This window comes from Sphingomonas sp. PvP018 (genome assembly GCF_017876865.1).
Taxonomy (GTDB): domain Bacteria; phylum Pseudomonadota; class Alphaproteobacteria; order Sphingomonadales; family Sphingomonadaceae; genus Sphingomonas; species Sphingomonas aerolata.
The window spans coordinates 2,436,395-2,459,012 of the sequence record NZ_JAGIOU010000001.1; the positions used below are offsets into that span (position 1 = coordinate 2,436,395).

19 protein-coding genes are annotated in these 22,618 nt (G+C 65.9%); 15 read left to right on the plus strand and 4 right to left on the minus strand.

What is annotated here, in order from left to right; all coding sequences use genetic code 11:
- Positions 1-49: 49 nt before the first annotated feature.
- The 10 genes from J3A66_RS19530 to J3A66_RS10695 all read left to right on the plus strand — a co-directional run bounded on the left by J3A66_RS19530 (position 50) and on the right by J3A66_RS10695 (position 11,395).
- Positions 50-1,852, plus strand: a complete 1,803-nt coding sequence (locus tag J3A66_RS19530; RefSeq protein WP_209568826.1) for an ABC transporter ATP-binding protein — start codon at positions 50-52, stop codon at positions 1,850-1,852.
- Entirely contained in the window at positions 1,849-2,769 is a 921-nt protein-coding gene (locus tag J3A66_RS10655; RefSeq protein ID WP_209568829.1) for a hypothetical protein, read from the plus strand. The genes J3A66_RS19530 and J3A66_RS10655 overlap by 4 nt, the downstream gene beginning before the upstream one ends.
- 386 nt (positions 2,770-3,155) lie before the next feature.
- A complete protein-coding gene (locus tag J3A66_RS10660) occupies positions 3,156-3,515 on the plus strand; it encodes a hypothetical protein (RefSeq protein WP_192003553.1) in 360 nt (119 codons plus the stop codon).
- Positions 3,516-3,652: 137 nt separating this feature from the next.
- Positions 3,653-3,934 carry a PqqD family peptide modification chaperone gene (locus tag J3A66_RS10665; protein WP_037528629.1) on the plus strand — a complete coding sequence of 94 codons (282 nt, stop codon included), beginning with the start codon at positions 3,653-3,655 and terminating at the stop codon, positions 3,932-3,934.
- Between the two features lie 37 nt (positions 3,935-3,971).
- The gene (locus J3A66_RS10670) at positions 3,972-5,936 is read left to right on the plus strand and encodes an asparagine synthetase B (RefSeq protein WP_209568831.1); all 1,965 of its coding nucleotides are present in this window, start codon (positions 3,972-3,974) and stop codon (positions 5,934-5,936) included.
- Positions 5,936-6,988: a methyltransferase domain-containing protein gene (locus tag J3A66_RS10675; protein ID WP_209568833.1), complete on the plus strand. Its 1,053-nt coding sequence runs from the start codon at positions 5,936-5,938 to the stop codon at positions 6,986-6,988. Before J3A66_RS10670 ends, J3A66_RS10675 begins: the two co-directional genes overlap by 1 nt.
- On the plus strand, positions 6,985-7,470 hold the full coding sequence (locus tag J3A66_RS10680) for a lasso peptide biosynthesis B2 protein (protein WP_209568835.1): 486 nt from the start codon (positions 6,985-6,987) through the stop codon (positions 7,468-7,470). The genes J3A66_RS10675 and J3A66_RS10680 overlap by 4 nt, the downstream gene beginning before the upstream one ends.
- Positions 7,464-8,675, plus strand: a complete 1,212-nt coding sequence (locus J3A66_RS10685; RefSeq protein ID WP_209568837.1) for a nucleotidyltransferase family protein — start codon at positions 7,464-7,466, stop codon at positions 8,673-8,675. Before J3A66_RS10680 ends, J3A66_RS10685 begins: the two co-directional genes overlap by 7 nt.
- A 318-nt stretch (positions 8,676-8,993) precedes the next feature.
- A complete protein-coding gene (locus tag J3A66_RS10690; RefSeq protein WP_209568839.1) occupies positions 8,994-10,175 on the plus strand; it encodes a polysaccharide pyruvyl transferase family protein in 1,182 nt (393 codons plus the stop codon).
- Positions 10,172-11,395: a glycosyltransferase family 4 protein gene (locus tag J3A66_RS10695; protein WP_056406548.1), complete on the plus strand. Its 1,224-nt coding sequence runs from the start codon at positions 10,172-10,174 to the stop codon at positions 11,393-11,395. The genes J3A66_RS10690 and J3A66_RS10695 overlap by 4 nt, the downstream gene beginning before the upstream one ends.
- On the opposite strand, the gene J3A66_RS10700 is transcribed toward J3A66_RS10695, so the two are convergent.
- The 4 genes from J3A66_RS10700 to J3A66_RS10715 form a co-directional block, all read right to left on the minus strand.
- Positions 11,382-11,951, minus strand: a complete 570-nt coding sequence (locus tag J3A66_RS10700; RefSeq protein WP_209568841.1) for a hypothetical protein — start codon at positions 11,949-11,951, stop codon at positions 11,382-11,384. The two genes, J3A66_RS10695 and J3A66_RS10700, sit on opposite strands and share 14 nt — an antisense overlap.
- A gap of 57 nt (positions 11,952-12,008) precedes the next feature.
- On the minus strand, positions 12,009-12,581 hold the full coding sequence (locus J3A66_RS10705; protein WP_209568843.1) for a polysaccharide biosynthesis/export family protein: 573 nt from the start codon (positions 12,579-12,581) through the stop codon (positions 12,009-12,011).
- Positions 12,582-12,647: 66 nt separating this feature from the next.
- The gene (locus tag J3A66_RS10710; protein ID WP_107045549.1) at positions 12,648-13,760 is read right to left on the minus strand and encodes an acyltransferase; all 1,113 of its coding nucleotides are present in this window, start codon (positions 13,758-13,760) and stop codon (positions 12,648-12,650) included.
- Positions 13,760-14,083, minus strand: coding sequence for a hypothetical protein (locus tag J3A66_RS10715; RefSeq protein ID WP_209568846.1), 324 nt, complete (start codon positions 14,081-14,083; stop codon positions 13,760-13,762). The genes J3A66_RS10710 and J3A66_RS10715 overlap by 1 nt, the downstream gene beginning before the upstream one ends.
- A gap of 614 nt (positions 14,084-14,697) precedes the next feature.
- On the opposite strand from J3A66_RS10715, the gene J3A66_RS10720 reads away from it, so the two are divergent.
- The 5 genes from J3A66_RS10720 (at position 14,698) to J3A66_RS10740 (ending at position 22,611) form a co-directional block, all read left to right on the plus strand.
- Complete coding sequence (locus J3A66_RS10720; RefSeq protein WP_209568848.1) at positions 14,698-15,999, plus strand: outer membrane beta-barrel protein; 1,302 nt, start codon at positions 14,698-14,700, stop codon at positions 15,997-15,999.
- Between the two features lie 58 nt (positions 16,000-16,057).
- Positions 16,058-18,292 carry an AAA family ATPase gene (locus tag J3A66_RS10725; RefSeq protein ID WP_348634031.1) on the plus strand — a complete coding sequence of 745 codons (2,235 nt, stop codon included), beginning with the start codon at positions 16,058-16,060 and terminating at the stop codon, positions 18,290-18,292.
- A 163-nt stretch (positions 18,293-18,455) separates the two neighbouring features.
- Positions 18,456-19,496: a glycosyltransferase gene (locus J3A66_RS10730; protein ID WP_245337029.1), complete on the plus strand. Its 1,041-nt coding sequence runs from the start codon at positions 18,456-18,458 to the stop codon at positions 19,494-19,496.
- Entirely contained in the window at positions 19,496-21,166 is a 1,671-nt protein-coding gene (locus tag J3A66_RS10735; protein ID WP_209568850.1) for a hypothetical protein, read from the plus strand. Before J3A66_RS10730 ends, J3A66_RS10735 begins: the two co-directional genes overlap by 1 nt.
- A complete protein-coding gene (locus J3A66_RS10740; protein ID WP_209568852.1) occupies positions 21,157-22,611 on the plus strand; it encodes a glycoside hydrolase in 1,455 nt (484 codons plus the stop codon). The genes J3A66_RS10735 and J3A66_RS10740 overlap by 10 nt, the downstream gene beginning before the upstream one ends.
- Positions 22,612-22,618: the final 7 nt, after the last annotated feature.

Sequence of the window (22,618 nt, forward strand, 5' to 3'; positions counted from 1 at the left end):
GCCGCTTCGGGGATCGCGCTGCGCATCACGACGGTACGGGCATGACCTTGTGAATTGGCAGGAAGCACGGGCCTTCGTCATCGCATTCTGCCTGTTCAAGCCGCGCGCGTCGCTCGCGACGGGCCTGCTCGTCGCGATTGCCGGCGTGGTCGAGGCGCTTGGCCTCGTCCTCATCATTCCACTTCTCCAGATTGCCGGGGGGACGGGCGCTAGCGGACACTGGTCCACACTGCTCGCCCGGCTGCATATCGACAGCCGCCCGGAGCAGATCACGCTCGTGCTCTCGGCCTTTGCCGCGCTCATGCTCGTGCGCGCCGCGCTGATCTCGATCCGGCAGAGCGCGGTCATCCGGCTGGAGCTGGAATTCCTGTCCTCGCTGCAGATCAGGCTGATCGAACGCCTGGGGGCAGCACCATGGGGTGCGATCGTCGGGCTGCGGCATGCCCGGGTCAATCGTATCCTCGGCAGCGACATCCAGCGGCTCGGCCAGGCCGCGATCGGGCTCGTCCAGTCCATCGTGGCGGCGATCACATTGATTGTGCAGCTGACCATCTCCATGCTGCTCAGCCCGGTGCTCACGCTCCTCGCGGTCCTGTTCGTCGCGACGGGCGCGCTGCTCAGTGCCCCCTTGTTCCGTGCCGCCAGACAGGTTGGCGACAGCGTGACCGATGCCAACCTGATGATGGTGAACGAAGTCGGCCAGTTTCTCGGGGCCCTCAAGCTCGCGATGAGCCAGAACCTGGCCCCCCGGTTCGTCGCCGATTTTTCGCGCGCCATGACCGACTCGGTCCAGGCCGAGCTGACCTTTGTCGCGAGGGAAAACCGATCGCGGCTCCGCATGACGGTGGCGGGCATCGTGATGGCGGGCGGGATCGCCGGGATCGGACTGGGCGTGGTCGCAGTCCCCGTCCCGACGCTGGTCGCGCTGCTGCTGATCCTGTCGCGGATGGCCGGACCGGCCCAGGCGCTGCAGACCCAGGCGCTCGAGGTCGTTCGCGCGCTGCCGGCCTATGCTCAGATTCGCGAGCTGGAGGCCGAACTCGCCAGCGATCGCGGTCTTGCGACCGACGCGATCCTGCCGGCGCTGGAGGTCCTGTCGTTCGACCGGGTCGGCTATCGTCACCCGCGCGGGGCCGACGGCGCGGGTTCCGGCGTCGACGCGCTCGATCTGGAACTGCGGCGCGGCGAGTTTCTGGGCGTGGCGGGGCGATCGGGCGCGGGCAAGACCAGTTTCGCGGATCTGCTCGTCGGCCTCTACCACCCGCAGGCTGGGCGCATCCTGCTCAACGGCACCCCCGTCACGCTGGCGAACCACAGCGCCTGGCGCGACCGGCTCGCCTATGTCGCGCAGGATCCGTTCATGCGCCATGCGAGCATTCGCGAGAACCTGCTCTGGTCCAACCCGGGCGCGAGCGATGCGGCGATCGCCCGGGCGCTATGGATCGCCGACGCGGACGACCTGCTCGCACGACTGCCCGAAGGGCTCGCCACATGGGTCGGCGAACGCGGCAGCCTGATCTCCGGGGGCGAACGCCAGCGGCTAGCGCTCGCCCGCGCGGTGTTGCGCGATCCGCAATTGCTGATCCTCGACGAGGCCACCAACGCGATCGACATCGACGGTGAACAGATCATTCTTCACCGGCTGCGCGAGGCGTGTCCCGACACGACCATCCTGATGATCGCGCACCGGCTCGAAAGCCTGCGCCGTTGTGACCGGATCCTCCTGTTCGATGCCGGGCGCGTCGTCGCCCAGGGATCGTTCGAAACGATGCGATCGCGGCTCGTCGCGGTCGAGCGCGACGATGCGACCGCCGCGGCGCCGCATGCCGGACAGACGCAGGGGGCATCGTGAATTTCTATCGCGCGTTCGGACTGGTGTTCCGCTCGGACATCCCGCTCGGGTCGCTTGCCGCGAACCGCATCGCGGCGCAGCAGCCCGATGTCGATATCCGACGCGGCACCCCGGCACGCCCCGATCCGGGGGTCGCGGTCGACGATATGCGGGTCGAGATCAACGCCGACTCGTTGCGCCTGTCGGTGCCCGAGTGCGGCTGGTTCGACGTGACGGGGGGTGCGCGCATCATCTACGAGGCGCGCGCCGGCATCCCGGCGGAACACATGCCACCCTATCTCCTGGGGACCGCGCTGGGGGCGCTGCTCCATCAGCGCGCGCTGCTGCCGCTGCATTGCAACGCGATCGTCCATGACGGCAGCGCATATCTGTTCTGCGGGGATTCCGGCGCAGGCAAGTCGACGCTGGCCGCGGTGTTCGAAGCGCGCGGCTATCCCCTCCTCACCGACGATCTGTGCGCGGTCGCAGCGGATGCGGAAGGCCGGTTTTCGGCCACCCCGGGAATCCCACGGCTCAAGCTCTGGATCGAATCGCTTACCGCACTCGGCCGCGAAGGCGCGGAGGTCACCCGCATTCCCTGGTATGAGGACAAGTTCGAGGTCGCGATGTCACGCGCCGCCGAGGATCGCCGCTATCCCGTCGCCGCCATCTATCATCTGCGTCAGGCCGGCGAGGATGCGCCGCCGGGCATCCACCGTCTGCAGGGGCTCGACGCTGCCAATGCGGTGACGGCAAACATCTATCGCCGCCGCATCGCCGACCTCCTTGGCCGCGCGCCGGGATATCTGACGGAATCGATGGCGCTGATCCGCAGCGTTCCCATTTTCCGGTTCAATCGACGATGGGGGCTGGAGAACGTTGTCGAAGATGCCGCCCTTGCCGAAGCCCATCTACTCGGCGTCAAGATGACCCAATAAGGGACGCAACGCCGCCATTGTAAATAAAAAACTTTGCTATGACTTCGATGATTTGTGCAACGACCGGATAACAAAAATTAATATTCTTTGACCGCATTCAAACACGATCTTTAGGAATCAGTCATGACACAGCATCGCAAAACATGGCAGCGTCCAGTACTTGTTCGCATGGATGCCGCCGATGCCGAGAGCGCATCACTGATGTATAATCGGGACTATTATCGCCGCCAGATGGGCCCGTCTTGATTCCACAGTCCCGGCGGGTCGACGAAGCGCACCGGGGCGCGTTGACCTCGGGAACCCAGTCACGATCATAGCTGTGCCGCGCCCAGAAATGTGCGGTCCCCCAACTCCGAACCGCGCTGAACTCGCATTCCGGTTTGATAATGACGCTGCATGATTTTGCTGACTTTCACAGTCGCTCGATCACGCCACCGGGATTCTTCAAGCAAATCCTGTTGGTTCACGGGTGTCAAATCGCTACGATCATTCATGTTAGCCGTCAAATCGCAAATGGTAAGGAAAACTATTCACGTCTTTTGGCCTGTTCATGCAATTATTGCGAAAGCCGGAAGCTAATCGACATGCCACCGGTACAGCAAAATGCTACAAGGGGTATCGATATGATGAAGACTCGCAAGACCTGGCAGCGCCCTGCGCTTGTTCGCATGGACGCAGCAGATGCCGAGAATTTCGCGCTTAATTACAACCGTGATACGTTCCGTCGTCAGATGGGCCCATCCTGATCTTCAGGCCTGAACACGCACGGGAAATCGCGCGGCGGTAATGCCGCGCGATTTTTTGTTGGGCATCGATCGGCCCGCCAGGCGCGCCGCCTCCGCGGACGGCCTGCGAAACGCTTCAAAAAGCATGGGAATTTTGTTTGGCTCGTGCAGATTTGGATACGCCGGTCCGCCGCAGCACGTCGGCGGCAACGGCGGAGATTGACGGGCAACTGGTCGCGCTCGATATCAACAAGGGCGTTTGCTACGGCCTCAACGAGGTCGGTACGCGCATCTGGGGCCTGATCGATGCCCCCATGTCCGCGCGAGCGATCAGCGCGATTCTCGTGGATGAATATGACGTCGACCAGGCGACCGCCGAGGAGCAGACGCTCGATCTGATCCTCGAGCTGCTCGCGGCGGAGTTGGCGATATCCGCCTGATCCGCGGAGGCTCGCGCGTCGATCGGGGGCGCATGGCGTGACAGCGATCTATGGCCTGACGCACTGGTCCGACCGGGACGTCAATGCCGATGCCGACCGCATGGGCACGGTGCTCGCCCGCTATGGCCGCGACGCGCACGAAATCTGGCGGGGGGGGACGATCGCGCTGGGCGCGCGTCACGCCTTCCTGCTCGACGAGGACCGGTTCGTCGCCCCGATCCATGGCCGCGACCGCCGCTACGCCGTGGTGGCGGATGTGCATCTTACCGAGCGTGCGGATCTTGAACGCGAACTCGGCCATTCGGGTGGATCGGCGGCGGCGCTGTCCGATGCGATGCTGGTCGCCGATGCGATCGAACATTGGGGCGAGGGCGCGTTCGACCGCCTCTATGGCTGGTTTGCGATCGCCGCCTGGGACACGCAGGACCAGCGGCTGCTGCTCGCGCGCGACTTCATCGGCAAACGCCCGCTTTATTATCTGCGCGCCGAGGACGGCACGCTGGCCTTTGCCTCGATGCCCGACGCGCTGCACGCGCTCGGCATCGTCCCACGTGCGGCAGACGAGGACCAATATCTGCGCCTGTTCCGCCGCGCGCCGCTTTCGCCGGGTCGCACGCCGATGGCCGGTATCTCGCGCATCATGCCGGGATATTACGGCGTCTTCACCGCGCAAGGGGCGACGACGCACGCCTATTGGAAACCCGATCTGACGCCGCTGCGACGCCAGACGCAGCGCGACTATGAAACCCAGATGCTCACCCGGCTCGACGCCGCGGTCACGGCGACGCTGCGCGGCGCGGGCGACGAGATTGCCGCACATCTCTCGGGCGGGTTCGATTCGACCACGGTGGTCGTGACGGCGGCGCGGCTGCTTGCGGATACGCCGAAGCGGATCGTCGCCTATACCGCGGCCCCGCATCACACGCCGCAGACCTACCAGACGCATCATTTCTCCGACGAAAGCGCGCTCGCCGCCGAAACCGCGGCGATGTACCCCAATGTCGAACATGTCGTGATCCGCAGCGATACCCCGACGCTCGCGGCGCTCGACCGCACCGTCGATCTCTATCCCGAGCCGATCCCCAATCTGTGCAACATGGTGTGGGTCGACGCGATCAACGCAGCGGTGCAGCGCCGCGGCATCCGGGTCCTGCTCGAGGGCACGATGGGCAATCTTTCGATCAGCGCATCGGGCGTCGCGGCGCTGCCGTCGCTGGCGCGACGCGGACGGTTGCTCGCCTGGGCGCGGCTCGGCCGGGGGCTGGTCCGGTCGGGGTGGATGCGCTGGCCGGGCGTCGGCTGGAACACGATCGGCCCGTTGTTGCCCGTATCGCTGTGGAAACGGGTGATGCGCGCCCGGGGCATCGTGATGCCGTCGGTCGCCACCGCCATCCCGCTGCTCCCTGAGACGCTCGCCCGGGTCGAGGCGCGCATCGCCGCGGAGAACCCGACGATCGACCCGGCGCATGCGGCGGACCTGTCCGACGCGATGCGGTACGGCACCGATCCTGTCGGCGCCAATCTGCGCATGGTGGCCGGCAATGAGGACGGCAGTTTTTTTAAGGCAATGCTGGCGGAGTTCAGGATCGACGTCCGCGATCCGCTTGCCGACCGACGCCTCGTCGAATGGGCGCTGCGCGTGCCGGTCGAACGCTGGGCCTGGGGCGGCGAGCCCCGCGCGATCCTGCGCGGGGCCATGCGGGGCAAGGCACCGCCGAGCGTGCTCGATACCCGGCTGCGCGGCTATCAGGGCGCCGACTGGCCCGTCGCGCTCGTCGCCTCGCGCGACCGGCTGCGCGACGAGATCGACCGGATGAAGATGTTCGATCAGACCGCCGGGACGATGGACGTCGACCGGCTCCAGAAGCTGGTCGACGACATGCCGCCCGCCGATTCACCGCTTTGGACGGATATCGCCTATGAGATCGCCTATCGCGAGAATCTGCTGCACGCCGTCGCACTGGCCAGCCACATGCGTCGGACCGCCGGGAGCAATTATTGATGACCGCGGACGATCGTCTCGATCCGGGTATTCAGCGGCTGATCGCGGCTGTCGACGGCCGGCCCGATGCGATGGTCGCGCTGGCCCTGACTCTCCTGCTGCCCCGCGGCCTGACGCAAACCGCGCGACGGTTGTGCGACGCTGCGCTGGCGCTCGCCCCCGATGATCGCGAGATCGCAGCACAGGCGCGCCGGATCCGCTCAGCCGGGGTCGGCAAATGGTATTTCACGATGGTGCAGGACGATGATCGCCACGCGCTCTATGCCGAGGCGCTGCGCCGCGTGATGCCGGCCGACGCGACGCTGCTCGATATCGGCGCTGGGACCGGCCTCTTCGCGATGATCGCAGCGCGGGCCGGTGCCGCGCGCGTCATCGCCTGCGAGCGTAACTCCGCAGTCGCCGCGGCCGCATCCGCGGTCGTCGCCAGAAACGGCTATGCGGACCGCGTGACGATCGTGCCGAAGGACGCGTGCGACCTGGAGATCGGGGTCGATCTGGTCGCAGCCGCGAATGTGCTGCTGTGGGATAATCTCGCGAACAACCTGATTGGTGCGGGCGGACTGAAAACGGTCGAGGATGCGCGCGCGCGCCTGCTCACGCGGGACGCGGTGATCATGCCGTACCGGGCCGAGATCATGGTCGGGCTCGCCACGCATCGTCGCCCCGCCGATTATGCGATGGGCATCGTCGACGGCTTCGACATGACCCCGTTCAACCAGCTCGCGGTAGCCCATGATACGCCGAACCGGCGGGCGATCGACCTTCGCTCGAACGGCGTCGCGATCTTCGACATGGACTTTACCGGCCCGCCGATCCCCGCAGCGCGCAACGCCGTCACGGTCCACGCCACCGCAGGTCGGGTGCACGGGATTGTCCAGTGGATCCGCTTCCATCTGGCCCAGGGGATCGTCTACGACACGATCGATCCCGGCGTCCGGGCGTTCGAAACCGAGGTGACGCCGGTCGAGCCGTTCGACGTCGCCGACGGCCAGGCGGTGGTGATTTGCGGCCGGCACGACCGTGACGTGCCATGGTTCTGGCTGGAGGCGTGATCGTGCCACACCGCCAGGACGGATTCTGGACCAAGTTCGGCCGCTTTTCGTGGGAGGAGCGGTTCGCGCTTGCCGAGGCGACCATCCTGCTGACGGTCTGCGCACCGCTGATCCGCCACGCGGCGCTGCCCCGGCTCGGGCGAATCGCCTCGCGCCCGCTGCCCCGCCCGCTCCCGCCAGGGCCACGCCGGCGCGACCTGGCCGAGATCGTCGCCTGGGCCGTCGATCGCGCGGCCAAGCGCAGCCGCCTGCGCGCGCTGTGTTTCGAGCGCGGGCTCACCGCACAGGTCATGTTGCGGCGGCGCGGAGTCGATTCGACGCTGTTCTATGGGATCCGCCCCGGTTCGACGATGCCGCTCGATGCGCATGTCTGGGTTCTCGATCAGGGATTCGACGTGACGGGCACGCCGCCCGATGGTGGCTATGCGATCCTGGCGTCGTTTCCGCCGGGACGTGAGGCCAGCGGATTTCGGCCGTGCTGAACCTCGACGCACTGCTCGACGGCGATGCCCAGATCGCCACCCCGGAATTTGCGCTCGTCGTAGCAGCAACGCGGTGGCCGAATGATCCGCGCCGGGCAGCACGGATTCGCGAGCTGGCGGCACGGGTCACCGATTGGCCGCGCGTCGCGGCGATCGTCGAGCGCCACCGCGTTGCCGGCCTGTTTGCGGCAGGCCTGAACCATGCGGGCCTGCCGGACATCGACGCCGGGACCGACGCGCGCGCCGCGATCGGGGCGCTCGCGCGGGACAGTGCGGTGCAGGAGCTGCAATCCGTCTTCGAAACGCTACACCTGGTACGCATGCTGGAGGGGGCCGGCATTCCCGTCCGGGTGCTGAAGGGCGCGACCGCGGCGATGCTCGCCTTTGGCCGTTATGGTGTCCGCTACAGCATGGACATCGATCTGATCGTCGCCAAGGACCAGGTCGCGCGCGCCGCCAGCCTGCTTGATGCGCGGGGCTATGTGCGGATCGCGCCGGCGGCCGATGCGAGCGCGGCGACGATGCGGGCGCGGATGGCGCGCTACAAGGATCTGGCATTCGAGCATCCGGATTCGGGGCTGATGGTCGAGCTGCACTGGCGCCTGTTCCAGAATCCCTATCTGCTGCGCGGCGATGATCTCGATGCGCGCGAGCCGATGCAGCTCGTGCCGGGCGCCAGCGTGGCGGTTCTCCCGCGCGCGCCCGCGATCCTGTACCTGTTCGCGCATGGTACCGAACATGGCTGGGCGCGATTGAAATGGCTGGCCGATATCGGCGCGATCCTTGCCGCCGAGACGCCCGCCGACCTCGATCAATTCTATGCGCGTGCACAGAAGCGGGGGGCGGCACGACTGGTGGCGGCGGGACTTATTCTAAGCCACGCCCTGTATGAGACCGCGCTGCCCGGCGCGAGCCGGGACGACCTGGCCCACGACTGGCGGCTGCGATCGCTGGTGCGCACCGCTTATGCGAGCCTGATCGGCGACGAGGATGGTCGCGAACTCGAGCAGGTCGCGCATGCGACGACGCGCAAGAACCTCAGCCACTATCTGATCTCGCGCGATCCGCGTTTCGTGGTCCACGAACTGCGCTACGATCTGCTCGACCGCAGTGCGGAGGGGCTGAAGGGCGGCTCGCGGCTAGGCCGAGTGTCGCGACGGCTTTGGGCACTGTCCGGCGGCCGACGCCATGCCCAAAATGGCTAGGACTCGACGGCTTTTACCATGATCTGAAGTCGCGATGACCAATGCACGCCTGCTTTTGGTATTTGCAGTTCATATGTCTGCAATGTTTCGGATCTCTTATATTCGCGAATATGCCGTGCAATTGCCAAATCTTATCATCGATTTACCGATTTGATTGATCATTTTTAGATTATATTTACTCATAACACTGCTCTGATGTTGCACGCAGGATATTTCGTCGATAGGTTTGATCCGATCGGCGCAATAAAGTCTGATTACTCATTCGCGCCAACCGCCGGGTCCCCGTCATAATCTGCTGTCAGCCTAGGAGGCGCTGCTTTGAAGGTCGCGCTTTTTAATGTGAAATACAGCCCGAATCTGGGCGATGGGCTGCTGTCCGAATGCACCGAGCTCGAATTGCACCGCGCCGGGATCGATGCGGTCTCGATCGATCTTGCCGGCAGGACGGGCTACGCGCCCGGTAATGCCAGCCGGGGCAGGATGCTCGCCGTGCTTGAGGGAATGCCCGCGCCGCTGCGCCGCGTCGCGACCCGCACGATCCTCTCGGCGCTAGCGGCGATCCGGCTGCGCCCGGCGTTTCGCCGCCAGCTCGTCGATTGTGATGCGGTCGTCGTTGGCGGCGGCAATCTGTTCAGCGACAGCGATCTCAATTTCCCGGTCAAGATCCACGCCGCGCTGTCCGAAGCGGTGAACCTGCCGGCCGCGGTATTTGCGGTCGGCGTGGCGCGGAACTGGTCCGCGACCGGAAGGCGATTGTTCGCCGACGGATTGCGGAATGCCACGATGGTCTATGCGACGGTGCGCGACGAACGATCGCGAGAGATCTGGGACGACCTCCTTCCCGCACCGATCCCCCGCGCGGGGCTGGTTCGCGACCCGGGTCTGCTGGCCAGCCGGCACTATCCGCGAGGCCCCGCCTCCGCCGATCGCCGTAGCGTCGGGCTCTGCATCACCGATCCGCTCGCGCTGCGCTATCACGGCCATGACACGGATGCCGGAGACATGGCGCACTGGTATGGTGACGTGGCGACGGCGCTCGCCCAGGCGGGATGGACCGTCGGGCTGTTCACCAACGGCAGCCCCGAGGACCGGGCGTATCTCAATCGCAACGCGGCCGACTGGATCGCGGCAGCCGCGCCGACCCGCATCACCCGCATCGCCGATTTCGCCACGCCCGGTGACCTCGCCACGTTCATCTCGAGCTGCGACCTGATGGTTGCGCACCGCATGCACGCCTGCATCGCCGCGCATTCCTTCGCGGTTCCGACGATCCTTCTTAAATGGGACCCGAAGCTGGAAAGCTTTGCCGAGATTGCGGGCCGATCGGCCTATTTCGTCGACCCCGCGACGATCACGCCGACCGCGCTGGCCGAGCTGGCCGCACGAGCCGAGCAGGCCGGGGTCGATCGGGCCGCGTGCACGGCATTGATCGATGCGGCGGCCAGCGACGTTGCGGCGCTTGCCCGCGCACTCAGGGCGGCGGTCGCGGCGCGTTCATGATCGATCATATCGTCGTCATCAACGACCTGTCGGTACCCAAGGGCGGGGCGACCGCACTCGCGCTAGCGTCCGCATCGGCGTTCCGCGCACGCGGCTACCGCGTCACCTTCATCACCGGCGATGATGGCGACAACCCGGCGCTTCGCGACCAGGGTGTCGAGATCGTCGCACTGGGAAGCAAGCGGCTGCTGTCGGGCGGCGCGCTCACCGCGCTGACCCGAGGCGTCTATAATCGCGCGGCCGCCGACATGGTCGCGCGCTGGATCGCCGCGAATGATCGCCCGTCGACGGTGTATCATGTACATGGCTGGGCGCAGATCCTGTCGCCGTCGCTGTTCGCCGCGATCGCGCCGGTGCGGGCGCGGCTCGTCTATTCGGCGCATGATTTCTTCCTGGCCTGTCCAAACGGCGCGTTCGCGTTTCTGAAGACCGGCGCGGTCTGCACGCTGACGCCGATGTCACCCGGCTGCATCGGCGCGAACTGCGATCGTCGCAGTTACGCGCACAAGCTCTGGCGGGTCGGTCGGCAGGCGGTGCAACGCCATCATTATGATCCGCGCCAATCGCCGCCCGTTCTGGCGATCCACGAATCGATGCGCCCGTATTTGATGCGCGCGGGCATTCCGGACGCGGCGATCGAAGCGCTGCCCAATCCGGTCGTGCCCTGGTGCAGCACCCGGGTCGAGGCCGAACGCAACGCCGAAATCCTGTTCATCGGCCGCCTCGAAGCGACCAAGGGTCCCGATCTCGCCGCCGCGGCGGCGCGGGCGGCGGGGTGCACCTTGCGCGTGATCGGTGACGGCGTCCTGCGCGAGTCGCTACAGGCCAGCTACCCCGAAATGTCGTTCATGGGCCAGCAACCGCCGGCGGCGATCCGCGGCTATGCGGAACGCGCGCGGATGCTCGTCATGCCCAGCCGTTATCCCGAGCCCTATGGGTTGGTCGCGGCGGAGGCGTTGTGGAGCGGCCTGCCCGTCATCATCACCGATACCGCCTTCCTCGCAGACGATATCGTCGCGGCGGGCGCCGGGCTGGCAATCGAACCGCGCGACACGCTAGCGTTTGCCGCCGCGATCCGGCTGATTGCCGAAGATGATGCACTGGCACGCCGGATGAGCGAGGCGGCCTATGGCCACACCCGGGGGCTCGCGCTGACGCCCGACGCGTGGATCGACCGCCTGCTCGACGCCTATGCGCGTCGCCTGGCTATGGCAGCCTGACCGACGCCGGCGCGGGAAGCAGCAGCGGCAATGCGCCCCCGCGTGCACCCCGGCGGTCCGCCCGGGCGGTCCTGGCCGCGGTTGTCGTCGCATAGCCGGTCTTGACGACGCCCCTACCGTCGTCGGCCATAGTGGTTTTTTCGGCGCGTGTGCGGCCGGCGCCACGGCGCTCGCTGCCGGCAAGGACCCGATAGGGATTGGCGAGCGCCGTCGCGCGTAGCCGTTGCGCACGCATCGGCAGGATCGCCGCACCCAAAGCCGCCATGCCATAGAGCAACCGCATCGCGTCGATCGAATGATGGAAAAACGCCGATCCCGCGAATTCGCCGAGCGTCAGGCCGATCGCGCCAAGCCCGGCGATATCCGCGCTGCGCACCATCGGCAGGCCGAGCAGCAGCAACAGCGCCAGCGCATAGGCGATGATTGCGCCCAGCGGAGCCGCGATCAGATCCGCGGCGGACAGCAGACCCGCCGCGACGACGAGCAGCACCAGGCCGCCCCGCGCGGCCATGACCACGTCTGCGCCGGTGATCCAGTGGGAGGGTCCTCGAATCATGGCCACAGCCATAACCGGGACACCTCAATTTCGTATTAAACCGGCCGGGGACCGCGATCAGAAATAGCGTTCGCCGACGCGGATCGTATCGCCGGGCTGGACCTCGATCGGCTGCTCGCGAATGACGACGGTGCGCTCCTCGGTCGCCCGCGCGCGACGGATATAGATATGGTTGCGATTGGCCCGATAGGAGAACCCGCCCGCGGCCGCGACCGCCTGCTCGATCGTCATGCCGTTCACGAACGGAAACTCGCCCGGCCGCGCGACTTCGCCCAGGATATAATAAGGGCGGTAGTTGAGGACCTCGACGCTGACGTGCGGATTGTTGACATAGCCCTGGGCAAGGCTTGCCGTCACCGATTGCGACACCTGCTCGATCGTCTGGCCACCCGCCTTGATCGCGCCGATCAGCGGGAACGCGACGGTGCCCGATGGCGTGATGCTATATTCGCCGGTGAGGTTCGGCTCGTTATACACCGTGATCCGCAGCTTGTCGCCGGCACCCAGCCTGTATCCATCAGCGATCGCCATGTCGGACGCGGACAGAACCGGCGGCTCAGCCTGCGTGCATCCGGTCGCCACCGCCAGGGATGCAATGATGACGGCCCGAAAATAGACTATAGGACGCATGATTTTCCCCAAACTATGATTGTCATGACTATATCGGAATTGCCGAAAAAGAGAAATACAGAGATATCAGCTTGGGATAACCGTCGCCGACAATGGCATGGCCGATTCCCGGCGATGGTATCGTCTTGATAGCCATACCCGAACCGGTCCATCATAATAGCGCATGGCGACAATCGAGGCGGCAATTACGATCACCAGGGATGCCACGATAATGGTCGCGGGCGCGAAACCCTGCCGCAACCCGATAAACGCGACTGACAACACTATCGGATAGTGAAGGATGTACAGCGGATAGGAGAGATCGCCCAGGAACGCGGCCACCCGCCGCCATCGGGGCGGCACCTCGAACCGGCTCCCCGCCCAGACGAGGAGCGGCCCACCCGCCAGAACGAACGCGAGATCCCTCGCCAGCGACGCCGCACCGGTGAGCGGCAGCGCGAGGCAAAGCAGCAGCACCGCTGCCAGCGCCATGCTCGCCTTGGCCGATGGCCGCGCGGTGATCGCCGGCAATCGGGCCAGCAGCATCCCGATCGGAAAGCCGTACAACACCCGCGCCAGCCCGAACGGCAGTCGATCCGCGGTCGATCCGGCGATCAGCCGGTCGGTCCCGTAGAGCATGGGGCCCGCGACGATCACCACCGCCGCAGCGACCGCGAGCGCGACGATCCACAGGGTTCGGGCGCGGAACAGGATCCATGCGTAGAGCAGGTTGACGAACAGCTCGAACGACAGCGACCAGGCTGGCGCGTTCAGCGGAAACACACTGGGATAGGGAAGGAGATAGGGCAGCATCAGGAGGTTGCTGACCGTGGCGAGCACCAGCTGCCCGCCGTCGAGCGCAAACCGCGCGTGGAGATGCGACTGCGCCAGAACCTTGACCAACCCCAGGCCTGCCCCGACCAGGAACAGCGGATAGAGCCGGATGAGCCGCATTCCCACGAACGGCCCGAACCGCATCGTCGTCGACAGACGACGGTCATACGCCGTGGCGATGACATAGCCGCTGAGCACGAAGAAGAAATCGACCGCCAGATACCCGCCGGGCATCAGCGGCACGAAGACGATATCGCCGACGTGCAGCGCGATCACCGCGATCGCCGCGAGCCCCCGCAGAAGATCGAGCAGCAACTTGCGGTCGTGATCGGCCCCGGTGCGCGCGGCCGGGGTAAGGGCCGTCATCATCGTCGCACCGCCCGCTGCGCCGCCAAGAGGAATCGATTGCCGCGCAACGCGGCGCAGGGATGACGATCGACGTGGCGGCCGACACGCGTGCCGCGCCGCCGCGTACCCGCAATCGAACGCGTGATGATCGCCGTCATGATTCGCTTCGCCCTTCGGTTCGACAATGAGACGGCGACAGGATCAGGGATCCGTACTGCGTTGAGAACAGAAACTTTACTGCCAAAGTTCCAGACACAACCAGACCCGGCCTGCCCGACATCATGTGCTTTGACGACGGTATCTACGTTTTCTTCGGGCAAGACATCGCTATTCATGTTCATTGTAAATAATCGCCGCTTTCCTTGCAGCGGAGCGTCTCGGCCGGGACCGAAATGGCGATAGCATCGGGACCGCCGATGCCGCCCGGCGCCCGGTCCGCGGACATGTCGCACCGCTGACGCATGATGCCGATGCGGGCAGGCCGAAGAGCGCCCGGCTCGCAAAAACCCAAAGGGGTTCGGCGCGCACAACTCAAAGTCTCCCTATACAGTTCAGGTGCTTATCGGTGAAACACCCGCTCATTGCGGATCAGCAAGACCTAGCTCATATTTCCGTCATCGTCTGGTATCATGTTGCGATCCAGCCCGAAGGCAGGACGTCTGATCATATGTCCTCTGGCCTTATCCCGCCTTCACAGCCTCCCCATACACCCCCGCCTACATCATAAAATGTATTGAAGCCTGCTTCACAGGACGCATGTTACAGCATCGAATGTAAGATCAACTTTTTTACCAAACGAGATAATACCTGTAACTTGCATACAATAACGATCATTTGCCGGATCGGCAGAATATTGTAGTTATACGGATGTGATGGGGCACGGCTTCTCCGATCCTGCCGAAGTTCGACACAAAGACGGCGGCGGGGCCGGGCAGAGCTCTTGGGGGGCGGCGTATTGGTTGAGCGTAAGAAGAGTGTCGCGCTGATCGCGCGGGCAGTGTGCGCAACGTTGCTCATCGGCGGCGGCAGCAGGGCCGGCAGTGCGTCGGCGCAGATGTCGGCGGGCCGGTTCGGCGCGCAGTCGGTGCTCGAGCGCACGCGGCCGGACTATGATCCGATCGGGCTTCGCCTCGGGACGTTCACGATCCTGCCCTCGCTCGACGCGAACACGGGCTACGACAGCAATGTCCGCGCGCTGCAAAGCCCGGTGCTCGACGACCTCATCTTCACGTTGCGCCCCGCGGTCGTCGCGCGCTCCAACTGGTCGCGCAATGCGGTCACGGTGCGGGCGAGCAGCGACATCCAACGCTTTGTCGACCGTCCCGTCGAAAATGCCGAACAATATCAAATCGGCGCCGATGGCCGCTTCGATATCGGCAGCAGGACGCATCTGGTCGCGGACGCCCGCGTCGGCCGGCTCATCGAAGCACGCGGCAGCACCGGCGACACGGCGCTGGACGGCGAACCGGTCAATTTCATGGACTATCATTTCGGCACGGGCGCGGACCATGATTTCGGCCCGCTTCTGACCCGCGCCAGCTTCACGTTCGACGAATTCCGCTATGGCGATCGCAAAGCCGCGGGCGGGCGCAAGGTCGACAACAGCCAGCGCAATTACCGCTCGATCCTCGGCGACATCCAGTTCACGTTGCCCGTCGCGCCTGCCGCCGGCGTGTTCGTTCGCGGCACCGTCAATACGGCCGATTATATCAACGAACCTGCCGGGCCGAGCGGCGATTCGACAAGCTATAGCGCGTTGACCGGCATCGCGTTCGGCGTGACCCCGCTGCTCTACGGCAGCATCGGCATCGGATATTTCGCCCAGACCTACCGCGAGCCCTCGCTCGAGGGCACCAATGGCCTGAACTATTCGGCGGCGATCACCTGGAACCCGACCCCGCTCGCCACCGCGTCGTTCACGCTCAATCGCGCGCTGCAGCGTGCACCCAGCCCGACGCTGGGCGCGATCACGACGACCACCGGGACGCTGATCGCCGACTACGAGCTCCGCCGGAACCTGATAGTCGGCGCGACCGCGGGCTATTCGCGCAATCTATACGGCCTGATCGACCGCACGCAGACGCAGATGACCGGCTCGGCGCGTGCGACCTATCTGTTCAGCCGACTGATCTCGTCGACGCTTCGGCTCGACTATCTTCGAACCCGCCCCGATCAGTCGAGCGGAGTCGACAGCCTGGGCATTGGACGACGCTTCGACAAGACCCGAATATTTCTCGGCATGCGGCTTCAACTATGAGCCGCGCGCCGATGATCCGACCAGCAAACGACATTCCCGGGATATGGAGAATGAGCAAGTGACAACCGCGATCCAAGTCTATGGCGGCGGCAATGCCATGCCGATCAGCCCCTATACCCCGCAGGCTAGCGAGGTCGCGCAGGATCGGATCGATGCGCGCGCGCTTGTCGCGATGTTCCGTCGGCGGCTCGGCATCTTCCTCCTGGTCTTCCTCAGCATCCTGATAATCGGCCTGGCGCTGACGTTCCGGCAGACGCCGTCCTATACCGCCGTCGCGCAGGTGTCGCTGAACGTCAAACAATCGGCGCTCACGCCAGCGGGGGTCGGCGAGCGGCCGGATCTCGACCGCGCCGAACCCAGCGCGAATTTCGTCGATACCCAGGTCGAGATCATCCGCTCCGAGGCCTTTGCCCGGCGCGTCGCCTCGGCCCTGGCGTTGCCGACGGATCCGCGCTTCACATCGTTGCAGGAGCCCCGTGGCATCCGCACCTGGATCACAAGCTGGTTCACGGCGCCGCCGAAAGTCGCGCGACCGACCGCGGCGGAGGCGGAAGCCGCGGCGATCACCTATGTTCAGGACGGCGTCACCGCGACGCGGCTGAACTCGACCTATGCGCTCCACATCTCGTTCAGCGACACCGATCCGGCGATGGCGGCGCGGATCGTCAACGAATTCGCGCGGCAATATACCGAGGGGTCGCTGGCGAAGAAGCAGGTCGAGAACCGCGATTCGACCGCGATGATCGCCCGCCGCGCGGAGGATCTGCGCGCGCGCTGGCAGGCCGCCGATGCGGCCGAACAACGCTATCGCATCCAGCACAACCTGACGAGCACGCAGGGCCTGTCGCTCACCGAGCAGGAGATCTCGACGTACAACCAAGCCGTCGCCGCGGCCCGCGCCGCGCTGGCCGAAGACCAAGCCCGCCTGTCGACCGCGCGGGCGCAGCTTCGTTCCGGCTCGCGCGGCGATGATGTCGGGGAAGCGCTGGGGTCGTCCGTCGTGTCGGGTCTGCGCGCGAACCAGTCCGCGCTGAGTGCTCAGGTCGCCGAGCTCACGACCCGCTATGGCGCGCGTCATCCCGACGTGCTGCGCGCGAACAGCCAGCTCGCCGCGATCGACAAGCAGATCAGCAACGAAATCGCGCGCGTCATCTCGAACCTCGCGGCGAAGACGCGGGTGTCGGAGGGCCGTCTCGCGTCGCTGTCCGGAACGCTGAGCGGCGCGCAGGCCGCACTGGCCGGCAACAACGCCGCCACTGTCGAGCTCAACAACCTGGCGCAGAACAACAAGACCGCACGGTCGACCTATGAATCCTATCTGACGCGCTATCAGGAGCAGCTGGCCCGGCTCGGCACCGAGCAGGCCGATGCCTCCGTCCTGAAGCTGGCGGCGATCCCCGACACCCCGACCAGCCCCAATATCCTGCTCAACCTGATCCTGACGACCGTGCTCGGGTTCGGCTTTGGCCTGGTCGCCGCCTTCCTCACCGAGATGGCGTTCACAGGGCTGACCACGGGCGACGATATCGAACAGCGTCTGGGCGTCCGCTATCTCGGCGCGGTGCCGCTGCTCGCGTCGGTGACCAAATCGGCGAAGTCCCCGCCCTCGGCGATCGCGGCCGAGCCGCGCTCGGCGTTCGCCGAATCGATCCGCAGCCTGCGCGCGTCGATCACCTTTGCCGCCCACGCCCCCGCCAAGGTGATCGCGATCACGTCCGCGCTCGCGCAGGAAGGCAAGACGACGACCTCGATCTGCCTGGCCAGGTCGATGGGTCTGGCCGGGGAAAAGGTCGTGCTCGTCGATTGCGATCTTCGCCGCCACGGCGTCAGCCGGTTCCTGCGCACCGAAGCCGATCGCCCGGGCCTCATGCAGGTGCTTCGCGGCGAGGCGACACTCGAAGCCGCGCTGGTCGAGGACACCGCGACCGGGATGATGGTCCTGCCGATCGCCGCGGATGACGATTTCGACGGCGACCTCATGATCGGCGACAAGATGGACGGACTGCTCGACGCGCTGCGTGACCGGTTCGACGTCATCGTGCTCGATACAGCGCCGGTCCTGCCGATCGCGGATGCGCGGCTGATGCTCGGCAAGGCGGATGTCGCGGTGTTTGTCGCGCGGTGGCGCAAGACACCCGATCATGCGATCCGCTCGGCACTGCGGCTCCTGCCACTCGACCGCATCCACCTTGCCGGAATCGCGCTGACCAAGGTCGACATTCGCAAACAGGCGCGGTTCGGCTATGGCGACTCGACCTACTACTACCACGACTACAAGGGCTATTATGCCTGAGCTGGCCGTCGATGCCGGCATCGGCAGTCTGGCCCGCCAGGCTGAAACGATGATGCCCGGTGCCCCGTGTCGCGACCCGTGTCGCGCCCCGTCCGTCCTGAATCGCAGCCGCCCCGAAGGGTGGCCGCAGCGGGTGGCGATCGTGCATTATTGGCTCGTCACGATGCGCGGCGGCGAACGGGTGGTCGAGCGGCTGCTGCACCTGTTTCCGCACGCCGAGATCTTTACGCATGTCTATGACGCCAGCGCGGTGTCTGAAACGATCCGCGAGCGCCCGGTCCATACCAGCTTCATCAACCGGCTACCGGGGGCCCGGCGTCACTATCAGAAATATCTGCCGCTGATGCCGATGGCGCTCGAACAGCTCGACCTGCGCGGCTTCGACCTCGTCATCAGCAGCGAATCGGGCCCGGCAAAGGGCGTGATCACCGATCCCGATACGGTGCACCTCTGCTATGCGCATTCGCCGATGCGGTATCTGTGGGATCATTACCATCAGTATCGTGGCAGCGCGGGACGCCTGACCCGGCTGATGATGACCTTGCTGTTCGGCCGGCTCCGCCACTGGGACATGACGAGCGCGGCGCGGATCGACATCGTCGTCGCGAATTCGCAGTTCATCAAGAAGCGGATCGCCAAGGCGTGGCGCCGCGATGCGGTCGTCGTCCATCCGCCAGTCGACACGAGTCTCTTCACCCCGGCCGCCGTGGTTGGCGACGAATATCTGTGGGTCGGCCAGATGACGCCCTACAAGCGTGCCGACCTGGCGGTGGAGGCGTTCAACGCGTTGCAACTGCCCCTGCTGATGGTCGGCGACGGCGAGATGGCGGCCGAGCTGCGCAAGCGCGCCGGCCCGACGATCCGGATCATCCCGCGGATGCGCTTCGACGAGCTGCGCCACGCTTATGCAACGTCGAAGGCGCTCGTCTTCACGCCCGAGGAGGATTTCGGGATCGTGCCGGTCGAGATGATGGCATCGGGCCGCCCGGTCCTCGCCTATGCGCGCGGCGGAATCCGCGACAGCCTGGTCGAGCGCAAGACCGGACTGTTCTTCGAACACCAGACGGTCGGATCGCTGATCGACGGCGTTCGCGCGATGGAGGCATGGCTGCCGGAATTCGACCCCGCCGATGCGGTGGCGCAGGCGGAACGGTTCGCCCCCGAGCATTTCGATGCCGGGATCCTGGCGGCGCTGGAGGCATGATGCGCCGCAGGGCCTTGATCGCGGCGATCAGCGCGGCGTTCGCGGTCGCCGGCAGCGCGCAGCAGCAGCCCAGGACCCCGCCGATGCTGCTCGGCGTCCAGACCCATTTCAGCCAGAACTGGCCCGCCGCATGGGGCGATCGGGCGATCGACGTCACCGCCGGGTCGTTGCGCGATTCGATCCCCTGGGCCTCGGGCGAACCGCGTCCGGGCAAATATGCGATCGAGGGTAGCGTCGCTGGCACGCTGTCCCGCTATTGCTACCGCAGCGGCGGTGACGTCCTGCTGACGCTCGACCCGCGCCACCCGCTCTATGACGGCGGCCATACCGTCAGCACGCCGGCGGCGATGGCCGCCTATGCGGCCTATGTCGGCACGGTCCTCGATCGCCTCCCCGGCTGCGTCACCGCAATCGAGGTCGGCAACGAGATCAATAGCGGCAACCTGGCCTATCCGAAGGGCGTCGACCCCGCCGCCGCCTATGTCGCGCTGCTGACGGTCGTCCGCGACCGGATCAAGCCGCGCCACGCGTCCGTCGCGATCCTCGGCGGATCGACCAACATGATCGGGACCGGATTCCTCGAAACGCTGTTCAAGGCCGGGATGCTCGGAGTCGCCGATGGCGTCGCGGTGCATCCCTATCGCCATCTGGCGGACAATATCGACTGGGAGATCGCGCATCTCGACGCGACGATGCGCCGCTACGGCACGCCGATTCCGATCTGGGCGACCGAGTTCAGCGACAATTACCCGACACCCGATCTCGCCGCGCCCGAACTGGTCAAGTTCGTCACGCTGATGAGCGCGAGCGGGGTCCGGCGCGCCTATTGGTACGCGCTGATCGACCAGCGATTCTTTCGCAACATGGGTCTCTTCACACAGTCGCAGGCGGCCAAGCCCGCAGCGGAGGCCTTCACGCTGCTGACGACGCACATGCTGCCCGCCGGACGCGCGCAGCGTATCGACACGGGCGATCGCGATGTCCGGCTCTACCGCTTCGGTGCGGATCGCTGGGTGGTCTGGGGCCCGTCGGGAACGCTGCGGTTCGATGCGGGGCGCATCGTATCGGCGCGCAACCGGCCCCTGCCCGGCACCAGCGTCGCGATCGGTCCGGATCCGGTCGTCGTGATCGGCGCTGGACGCTTCGCCTTCACGCGCGGCACGGTGCTCGCCGACAGCCTCAGCGGCTATGGCAGCGGCCCCTGGTCCTATTGGGTCGAAGGCGCCGACGGACAGCGCCACGCGCTCGGCATCCTCGACGGGATGTGGACGAGCGCCTTTGGCAGCCGCTTCACGCGGCCGCTGGCGATCAGCGACACCGGCGGCGCGGTCGCGGGCGATGCGGCGCATGCGGCCCGCGCCGTGATCCGCTACACCGCCCCCGCCGCGATGACCGCGCGCGTCGCCGCCTGTATCGCGAAATCACCCGGTGGCGACGGGCTCGACGTCGCGCTTCTGGTCAGGGGCAAGCGGGTCGCAGGCGCGGTCGTCGTCGATCGCTGGGCGGCCACCGATCAGAGTGTGACGCTGCGCACCGGCGAGACGGTCGATCTGTCGGTCGGCCCCAACCAGATCCCGGGACACGACGCCTTTACCTATCGGATCCGGCTCACCGAAGCGGGCAGCACCATTTCGCCCGACGCCACCAAGGGACCTGCAGGATGCATCTGACGCTCATCGGCGCTGTTCAGCTCGTCATCGGCTTCCTCCTGCTCATGTTCGGTACCGTGCCGGGCATGCTCGCCTTCGTGATCGTCTCCGCGCTGATGATGGGGTCGTCGGCGATCGATCTTCCCGCGATCGGTGCGTCGTCGATCCCGCCGATCGAGTTCGCCGCCGTGTTCCTCACGATCCGCGTGCTGCTGCCCGGATCGATCAACGTGCCCGCGCTGGCGGCCGCGTTGCGCGCCAACATCCTGATGATCATCTTCGTCGCCTATGGCATCGTCGGCGCGATCCTGTTGCCGAGGCTCTATGCCGGGCAGATCGACGTCGTGCCGATGCGCGTCCGCGCGCTCAACCGCTACGAATCGATGGAACGCTTCACCTATGCGACCCAGCGCCTGCTCCCGACGTCGCAGAATCTGACCACCGCCATCTACCTTCTCGGGACGGTGATGGTCGCGATCTGTGCCTATGTGGCGCTCACGCACAAGGATGCGTGGCGTCTGCTGGTCAAGACGGTCGCCGTCGTAGCCCTGATCCACGTCGTCATCGGCATCGCCAGCGTGGCGGTGCCGGGCAACGCGGTCCTGACCTTCTTTCGCAACGGCGCCTATGCGCAGATCGACAATAGTTATCGCGGTTTCGTCAGGATGAACGGCATCGCGCCCGAGGCGTCAGCCTATGGCGGATTCGGATTCATGCTGTTCGTGTTCCTGTTCGAATGCTGGATCCGCGACGTGATGCCGCGTTTGACGGGCCCGTGTGCGCTCGCGCTGGGGCTCGCGCTGGGCGCCAGCACGTCGAGCCTGGCCTATCTCGGCCTCGTCTCCTATGCCGTCCTGGTCTTTCTCCGGTCGGTCGTCTTTCCCAAGACGATGCGGGTGGATCGCCTGCTCGTGCTCGGCGCGACGACGATGCTCTTCCTCATGATGGTCGCCGCGGCCAGCGTCTGGTATCCGCAGCTGGTCGCCGAATTCGGCGATATGATCACCCATTTCACGCTCGAAAAATCCCAGTCGCAGTCGAGCGAACAACGGCAATTCTGGTCGTTGATCGGCTACCGGGCGTTTCTTGAAAGCTATGGCCTCGGTATCGGCGCAGGCAGCTTCCGATCGTCCTCGCTGATCACCGCGATCATGGGATCGATGGGCGTGATCGGGATCGTCTGCTTCGTGAGCTATCTGCTGCAGGTGTTCAAACCCCTGCGCCTGAGCACCTATGTCTCCCCCGCCGATCCTCGCGCCGCAGTCGGCGCCGCGGCGTCCTGGGTCTGCTTCGCCTCGATGGTGCCCGCCGCGGTCGGCAGTCCGACGCCCGACCCGGGCGTGCTCTTCGCGGTATTTGCCGGGGCCGCGCTGGCCTTGCGCCCGGCGGTATCGCGCAAACCACAGCGGATCCAGGCCGGACCGCCGCCCGGCCAGGCGGCGACACGAGATGCGGCGATAGCCTGACCCTCCG